The organism is Nocardia sp. NPDC057455 (assembly GCF_042802775.1).
Classification (GTDB): Bacteria; Actinomycetota; Actinomycetes; order Mycobacteriales; family Mycobacteriaceae; genus Nocardia.
This window is the reverse complement of record NZ_JBHVDM010000179.1, coordinates 1-3,928: the sequence shown is the minus strand read 5'-3', so window position 1 is coordinate 3,928 and position 3,928 is coordinate 1. Positions and strand designations below refer to the sequence as shown.

The 3,928-nt window shown below is 68.3% G+C and carries 4 protein-coding genes; 1 reads left to right on the top strand and 3 read right to left on the bottom strand.

The window, feature by feature from the left end; all coding sequences use genetic code 11:
* Window positions 1-19 precede the first annotated feature (19 nt).
* Together ACFU5M_RS34145 and ACFU5M_RS34140 are read right to left on the bottom strand one after the other, a co-directional pair.
* Window positions 20-1,195, bottom strand: a complete 1,176-nt coding sequence (locus tag ACFU5M_RS34145; protein WP_379055698.1) for an acyl-CoA dehydrogenase family protein — start codon at window positions 1,193-1,195, stop codon at window positions 20-22.
* Window positions 1,176-2,171, bottom strand: a complete 996-nt coding sequence (locus tag ACFU5M_RS34140; protein WP_379055696.1) for an acyl-CoA dehydrogenase family protein — start codon at window positions 2,169-2,171, stop codon at window positions 1,176-1,178. Before ACFU5M_RS34140 ends, ACFU5M_RS34145 begins: the two co-directional genes overlap by 20 nt.
* Window positions 2,172-2,371: 200 nt before the next feature.
* Here ACFU5M_RS34140 and ACFU5M_RS34135 point away from each other — a divergent pair, with 200 nt between their 5' ends.
* Window positions 2,372-3,034, top strand: a complete 663-nt coding sequence (locus ACFU5M_RS34135; RefSeq protein WP_379055694.1) for a TetR/AcrR family transcriptional regulator — start codon at window positions 2,372-2,374, stop codon at window positions 3,032-3,034.
* Between the two features lie 315 nt (window positions 3,035-3,349).
* Here the strand turns inward: ACFU5M_RS34135 and ACFU5M_RS34130 are convergent, their stop codons facing one another.
* Entirely contained in the window at window positions 3,350-3,697 is a 348-nt protein-coding gene (locus ACFU5M_RS34130) for a hypothetical protein (RefSeq protein ID WP_379055692.1), read from the bottom strand.
* Window positions 3,698-3,928 lie beyond the last annotated feature (231 nt).

Sequence of the window (3,928 nt, the reverse complement as noted above, 5' to 3'; positions counted from 1 at the left end):
ACGCCGACCGGCGGGACCGTCACCGACGGGGCAGGCCCAGGATGCGCTCGGCGATGATGTTGCGCTGGATCTCCGAGGTGCCGCCCGCGATGGTGCCCGCGAAACTGCGCACGAACCGCTCGAACCAGCTCGGCGCCGTCTCTTCCAGGTTGAACACACTGTGCCGCGCGGTGACATCGGGATGCGGCAACCCGTTCGGCCCCGCGGCAGCCAACGCGTGCTCGGCTCCGCGTTGCACCGCTTCGGATCCCAGCAATTTGAGCACCGAGAGTGCGGCCCCGGCGTCCTCGCCGCGGGCGGCCTTGGCGAGCGCGTCCGATCCGAGCAGGCGCAGCGCGTGCGCGTCGAGGACGAGGCCGGCGTAGCGATCGGCGGCCACGGCCGTATCCGGCCGGAAATCGGCCAGCAGACCGTCCAGCCGGTCGGCGAAACTGAGCCACAGCAGCGTGCGCTCGTGCCCGAGCGATCCGTTGGCCACCCGCCAGCCCTTGTTCAGCTCGCCGATCAGGTTCTCGTCTGGTACCTCGACCGCGGTGAAGAACACCTCGTTGAAGTCCAGGTCGTCCGGATCGCAGACCGAGGCGAACGGTTGGCAGCGCACTCCCGGCAGATCGGTCGGAATGAGCAGGGCCGAGATGCCCTGATGTTTCGGCGCGTCGGGATCGGTCCGCACGAACGCGAGCAGGACATCGGCATCGTGCGCACCCGAGGTCCAGATCTTGTGCCCGTCCACGACGAACCGGTCACCGCGCAGCACCGCCCTGGTACGCAGGCCGGCCAGATCCGAACCCGCGTCCGGCTCGCTCATCCCGAGCGAGGCGGTGAGGTCGCCGCGCAGGATCGGCACCGCCCAGCGCCGCTGCTGCTCCGGCGTCCCGAAAGTGATCAGCGACGCGGCGACGATACCGACGCCCTGCGGATTGAAGTGCTCGTAGATGCCGCGCCGGGCCAACTCCTCGCGGTGCACGTACTGCTGCAGGATCCCAGCATCGCGGCCACCGAACTCCGGCGGGTGGCCCGGCACCAGCCAGCCGTGCTCGAACAACATCCGCTGCCACCGCCGCGCCCAGTCGGGAACGTGAGAAGTCGACCGCGGACGTCCGCCCGCCGCGGCCTCCGGCGGCAGATGCCGGTCGAGGAACTCGACGAACTCGGCGCGGAACGCTTCCACATCGTCATCGAAGGTCAGCTGCACGGTACTCCCTCGCAATCGTGGCGCGATGCTCGTCGGCGCCGCCGAGGAGCAGTTCCCCGGCCTTGGCCCGTTTCAACGCGAACTGCACATCGTTCTCCCAGGTGTAGCCCATGGCGCCGAACAGTTGCAGGCCGTGCCGGAAGACCACCGCCTGGCACTCGCCCGCGGCCGCCTTGGCCATGACGGCGGCCAGATGCCGCCGGGGATCGCCCGCCGAGATGGTCAGTGCGGCCCAGTAGGTCAGCGCGCGGGCACGCTGGACGGCGACATGCATATCGGCGGCCTTGTGCGCGACCGCTTGGAACGCGCCGATCGGCTTCCCGAACTGGCGGCGTACGCCGACGTGCTCGACAACCAGGTCCAGCACCCGCTGACACGCCCCGACCATGGTGGCCGCGAGGCCGGTCAGCGCGACTTCCCTGGCGTGGCGCACATCGCGGTCGAGTCGGTCGTCGGCACCGGCGCGCACCTGTTCCAGCGTCACCTGGGCGACGTGCAGCAGCGGGTCGAAGACAGTGATCCGGCGCGCGGCGACTCGGTCGGCGGGAAGCACGAACACCCCCGCCTGGGTGGCGACCGCCAGGCGTTCGGCTCGATCGCCGTCGAGCACGTGGGCGGTGCCGTTCAAGATCCACCCCGCCCCGTCGCGGTGCGCCGAGATGCCGTCGAACACCGCTGTTCCCGCCACCGCGGGCTCGGTCTCAGCGGCCAGCGGCGCGTAGTGGGTCATCGTGGCCAGGTACGGGGTCGGATCGGTGGCCCGCCCCAGTTCTTCCAGCACGATCGTCAGCTCGACCATGTCACCCGGATCGGTCAGCGCAGTCCATCCCTGGTCGCGATAGACCTTCCACAGGGGCCCGGCATCCGCGCCACGATCGGCGATGTCCCTGATCAGCGCGACGGGACAGTGCCGTGCGACCACCTCGCGCACGGTGTCGCGCCATAACCGCTGATCGGAGTCGAACTCCAGCAACATCCGATCGCCCTCCTCGACGATGTCGGAACCAGTTCCCTCGCATCGTATTGAGAATATGGTTCTTCATTCAAGATAATAGTAGTTTCACTTCCTAGACACTAAGCGCCGTAGGAGAAGAATGATGGTTCCGAACGGGTATCATGCGGTGATGCGTGGTTCGCGGCGAGTGCGGGCGAGTCGGCGCGCGGGACGCGGCGACCATGACTGACGTGGAGGGGCGGCGCGAGCCTGCCTGGAAACAGCGCGCCGTGGAGCGGTCGCTGCGCACCGCCAAGATGCGGGCCGGGCAGCGAGTGCAACGCTTCCTGGACGCGGCACAGGCGATCATCACCGAGAAGGGCAGTACGGATTTCACGGTGCAGGAGGTCGTCGACCGATCCCGGCAGTCATTGCGCAGCTTCTATCTCCAGTTCGACGGCAAGCACGAACTGCTGCTCGCGCTGTACGAGGACGCGCTGGGCCGCACCGTGGAGCAGATCCGCGCCGCCACGATCAACAGCGGCGAACCGCTGGACCGATTGCGGACGGCGGTGGAATTGCTGTTCCAGTTGTGCCGTCCGGATCCGGACGCGCGGCGGCCGCTGTTCACCGAGTTCTCGCCTCAACTGCTGAGTTCCCATCCGACGGAAGTACGGATGGCGCATGCGTCGTTGTTCGCGCTGTTCACCGAACTGATGACGGAAGCGCAGGCGGCGGGAAGACTCACCGCCGCCGCCAATCCACGCCGCCTCGCCGCGATGATCATGCATACGGTGATGTTCACCTCGCAGCCGGCGAACGCGGATCCCGATGCGAAGCCGCTCACCCCCGAGGAGGTCTGGGCCTTTTGCGCCCACGGCATCTCGGGCCGCGGCATTACCTGAGCGAGAATGCCATTCTCATGCGCAAGATGTCGATGGTGCGGATGCCGAAACCGTCGCGGCGCTGCCGGCGACCTCCACGGCGCGACCCTGGCTCGTCAGGTGGCCGACCGGGAGGCCCTGCGCGCACGGATGGCCGAGCGTGGCGCCGACGCGGTCGGATGGCCGGGATGGCGTGCGATCGATGCCGCGGAGCGCGAGCTCGGCGCAGCGGCCACTCGGCCCCCGGGTCAAATCTTCTCCATGGCGGAGATGCCGTCGGTGGCACGGCGGTGAGATTGCGGGCGCGACACCTTCACCGCGCCCCCGGTCGATCCGTCAGTCCGCCGTGTGCGCGCCGCCGCGGGCGCGCCACACCGACACGGCGAGCGTCGAGACATCCAGCGCCTTGCTGAGTTCGATCTCCCCATTGGCAGCGCGGGCCAGGAACGCCTGCACGACCGTGTCGGGATCGTCGCTCAGCTCGTACACCGCCAGATACCGGTGCGCGGGCGCATCGCCGCTGCCGCCGGGCAGGGCGGCGGGCACGATCTCGAAACGTTGCCCGCTCGACACGCCCGGTACGTCGACAACTTCGGCGAGGTGCTGATTGTCGTACCACTCGTTGAACGCATCGTCCTGTCCCTCCACGGCGTTGGAGAACACCAGCATCTTCGATTCGGCCACGTTTCGCGTCCTTCCGCTCCGCCTCCACGCCGGACCGTGCGCCGGAGCCGTGAGGCTATGAGAACAGTACTCTCTGAGAATAGAAATATTGCTTACGCGCCCACCCCTGCCGCGTATCACCGATCGCGGGCCGTTGGGTGCACTGGGGCGAACGCGAATGGCGTTGTGCGAATACCGATTCGGGCGAGGCTCACCACCTTGCCGTAGGCGGCCTGCGACGCGGTGCTTCCC

Bases quoted from the DNA above. Each gene is read 5' to 3' on its own strand.
- ACFU5M_RS34135 (WP_379055694.1), top strand. From the start codon at position 2,372: ATGACTGACGTGGAGGGGCGGCGCGAGCCTGCCTGGAAACAGCGCGCC.
- ACFU5M_RS34140 (WP_379055696.1), bottom strand. From the start codon at position 2,171: ATGTTGCTGGAGTTCGACTCCGATCAGCGGTTATGGCGCGACACCGTG.